The 2875-nt window shown below is 70.7% G+C and carries 4 protein-coding genes and 1 pseudogene; 3 read left to right on the plus strand and 2 right to left on the minus strand.

Going from position 1 to position 2875, the window contains the following annotated elements:
* Positions 1-227 precede the first annotated feature (227 nt).
* Positions 228-806 (minus strand): TetR/AcrR family transcriptional regulator, encoded by a 579-nt coding sequence (locus AB8Z36_RS35415; protein WP_369217495.1) that lies wholly within the window; start codon positions 804-806, stop codon positions 228-230.
* Between the two features lie 82 nt (positions 807-888).
* Between AB8Z36_RS35415 and AB8Z36_RS35420 the strand changes: the two genes are divergently transcribed.
* Positions 889-1662 carry an oxidoreductase gene (locus AB8Z36_RS35420; protein WP_369217496.1) on the plus strand — a complete coding sequence of 258 codons (774 nt, stop codon included), beginning with the start codon at positions 889-891 and terminating at the stop codon, positions 1660-1662.
* 33 nt (positions 1663-1695) lie between these two features.
* Positions 1696-2064: a VOC family protein gene (locus tag AB8Z36_RS35425; RefSeq protein WP_369217498.1), complete on the plus strand. Its 369-nt coding sequence runs from the start codon at positions 1696-1698 to the stop codon at positions 2062-2064.
* A gap of 178 nt (positions 2065-2242) precedes the next feature.
* On the opposite strand, the pseudogene AB8Z36_RS42395 reads toward AB8Z36_RS35425, so the two are convergent.
* Positions 2243-2332 (minus strand): annotated as a pseudogene (locus AB8Z36_RS42395) (XRE family transcriptional regulator); the annotation flags it as partial.
* A gap of 134 nt (positions 2333-2466) precedes the next feature.
* On the opposite strand from AB8Z36_RS42395, the gene AB8Z36_RS35435 reads away from it, so the two are divergent.
* The coding region (locus AB8Z36_RS35435; protein WP_369217497.1) for a helix-turn-helix domain-containing protein at positions 2467-2875 on the plus strand (409 nt) is incomplete at its 3' end.

The following is a 2875-nucleotide window of genomic DNA, read 5'->3' on the forward strand; positions in this document are numbered from 1 at the left end:
CCCCGAGGGTGCCCCATCGCCACCACCGATCCCCGCGCTTACGACGGACTCGGCGCGCCCGTGATGGACCTCAACCCGTAGGCGCGTCGCCATGACGGGAGGTGATGGCACGGGCCGGGCCGTAGTTTGCTGCCACGGTGGCACATGCGGCCGAGCTGGACGGTGACAGGAGCGGCCGGGGGCAGCGGGCAGGATCTGACCGGCGGCAGACGGGGCCCGGTCCTGGCTCAGGTGGCCTGCGAGGCGCCGTGGCGCAGGCCGTCGTAGAGGAGGTTGGTGATCTGCCGGGCCTCGACAAGCCAGCCTTCCGTGGCGCGCATGCCGCAGATGCCGCCCAGGGCGCGCAGCAGGGTGGGGCCGGTGATGTCGTCGCGGATGGTGCCGGCCGCGATGCCGGCGTCGAGGAGCCGGGAGAGGGCGTTGGCCATGCGGGTGCGTGCGTCGTCGAAGACTGGTGAGTCGGTCGCCATGATGCTCTCCAGGACGGCGGACATGCCCTTGCCCACCGCCGCGTGATCCACGAGCAGCAACAGGAAGTGCCGCAGCGCCTCTTGGGGCGTGTGCTGGTCCAGGAGGTCGCCGGGCGTGGAGCACAAGTCGTCGACTTCCTTGCGGTAGACCTCCTCGATCAGTGCTTCGCGGGTGTCGAAGTGGCGGTAGAGCGTTCCGACGGCGACACCGGCACTGCGGGCGATGTCTTCCACGTGGACGTCGGTGTCGCCGCCGAGAAATGCCCGGCGGGCCGCGGACAGCAGTGCCTCGCGGTTGCGCCGCGCGTCGGCACGCAGCGGGCGTGATGTGGGCAAGAGAACCTCCATAAGGTGAGTCCGACTCCGTTTACGTGTACCGTTTCCGGAGTCAGGTTCATCTTACGGACGGGAGATTCCCATGCCCATCACGGACAGCAGTCTCGACGGCCTGCGGGTCCTGGTCACCGGCGGTAGCCGGGGCCTGGGAGCGGCGACCGTACGCCGCTTCGTCGCCGCGGGCGCGACGGTACTCACCGCCTCCCGCGGCCGGCCCGAGGAGGACAGCGGCGCCACATTCTTCGCGGCGGACCTCTCGACGCAACAGGGCGTGGCTGACCTCGGCCGCCGGGTCATCGAGCAGGTGGGCGGCGTGGACGTGCTCGTGAACAACGCGGGCGCGGCGAGCGCCCCGGCGCCGACCCTGAGCCGGCCGGACGCATCCTGGCAGGCGGATCTGGAAGCGAACCTCCTCAGCGCCGTGCGCCTGGACCGGATTCTGGTGCCGGGGATGGTCCAGCGGGGCTCCGGCGTCGTCGTGCACGTCTCCTCCATCGCCAGCCGACTGCCCCAGCGCACCGAGGCGTCCTACGCCGCCGCCAAAGCCGCGCTCAACACCTACAGCCGCGAACTGGCCACCGAGGTCGGCGAGCACGGGGTGCGCGTGGTCTGTGTCCTTCCCGGCTTCGTCGTCACCGAGGGCGCCACCGCCCATCTGCAGCTCATCGCGGAGAAACAGGGCGTCACCACCGAAGAAGTCACGCAGCAGATCGTCGACCATCTGAAGGTCCCCATGGGCCGCCCCGGGAACCCCGAGGACGTCGCCGAGATGATCACTTTCCTCGCCTCCAGCCGAGCGAAATGGCTGACCGGAGCGCAGTTCCGCGTCGACGGCGGCATCATCCCGACCCTCTGAGCAATGACCGGCACCACCGAACAGGACAGCCCCATGCCCCTCACACTCGTATCCGTGATCATCGACGCCGCCGACCTCGAGACGGAAAGCGCCTTCTGGCACCGGCTGCTCACCGGCTCGATCACCCGCACGCCGACCCACCACTTCATCCAGGCTCCCGGCCTCCCGGTGATCGTCGTCCAGTCGGCCCCCGGCCACGTCGCCCCTCACTGGCCGGACGGCACGTCCCAGCAGATACATCTCGACTTCGGTGTCGAGGACCTTTCGACCGCCGACCGCACGGCCCTCGAAAGCGGCGCCACACGGCTCCGGCCCTCCGACGACATCCCCCCGGCAGCCCGCACCGGAAGCCGGGTCTACGCCAGCCCTGCCGGACACCCCTTCTGCCTGCGCTCGACCTGAGCCAGCCGCGGCCCGCCGCGCCACTGTCGTGATCCGATCGATCGGCGACAGGCGGGTGGTCCGGTCGGCTTGGAGCCTTGCGGTGTTGTGCGGCGCCCGGGGGCAGGTGGACGGTCTTGATCAGGCGGCAGGTCTGGGTGCCTGTGCCGCGGTATGTGTGGGTGGTGTCGGCGTCGAAGGTGGCGCCCTGTCCGGCCATGACGGGGTATCCGGGGGCGTCGACGATGAGGACCATCTCGCCGGTGGTGACGCTGACGGCCTCGGTCACGCCGGTGAGGTGGGGTGGGCTTGGGTGCTCCTCGCCTTCTTCCAGGGTCCAGCGCCATGCCTCGGTGGCGGCCGGGGCCGCCAGTGGTCAGCACGAGCCGGGCCTCGCTGCCTCGCTCGCCCTTCCGCAGGGGCATGACGGCGTTCGGCTGGGGCGCAGGCGGCTACGACGGGCGGACACTCGCGCACAACGTTCGCGCAGCCCGTACCCACGCAGGGCTGTCCCTGGACGAACTCAGCCGCCGCGCCAAGGTCAGCAAGGGCGCCCTGGTCGAACTGGAGAAGGCCCAGGGCAACCCCACCTTCGCCACGCCGGTCCGCCTCGCCGACACCCTAGGCATCTCCATCTCCGCGCCGATGGAAGGCAGGCTGGCCCGCGGCATCGGCGCGGCCCTCGCGCAGCACCCTGCTGCTGGCCTTCGGCTCCAGGGCGGCCATCGTCCCGCAGCTGGTCTTCCTGCACCAGGCACCTTCCGACAGCGGCGTCGGTCCGCTGGTCGTCGGCCGCGCCGTCTCCTCCACCGTCCCCCTTTCGGCGCTCACT

Source organism: Streptomyces flavofungini, from assembly GCF_041028215.1.
Taxonomy (GTDB): Bacteria; Actinomycetota; Actinomycetes; order Streptomycetales; family Streptomycetaceae; genus Streptomyces; species Streptomyces flavofungini_B.

What these genes read in the sequence shown, in the direction of transcription:
- AB8Z36_RS35420 (WP_369217496.1), top strand. Translation starts at nt 889, where the DNA reads ATGCCCATCACGGACAGCAGTCTCGACGGCCTGCGGGTCCTGGTCACC.
- AB8Z36_RS35425 (WP_369217498.1), top strand. Translation starts at nt 1,696, where the DNA reads ATGCCCCTCACACTCGTATCCGTGATCATCGACGCCGCCGACCTCGAG.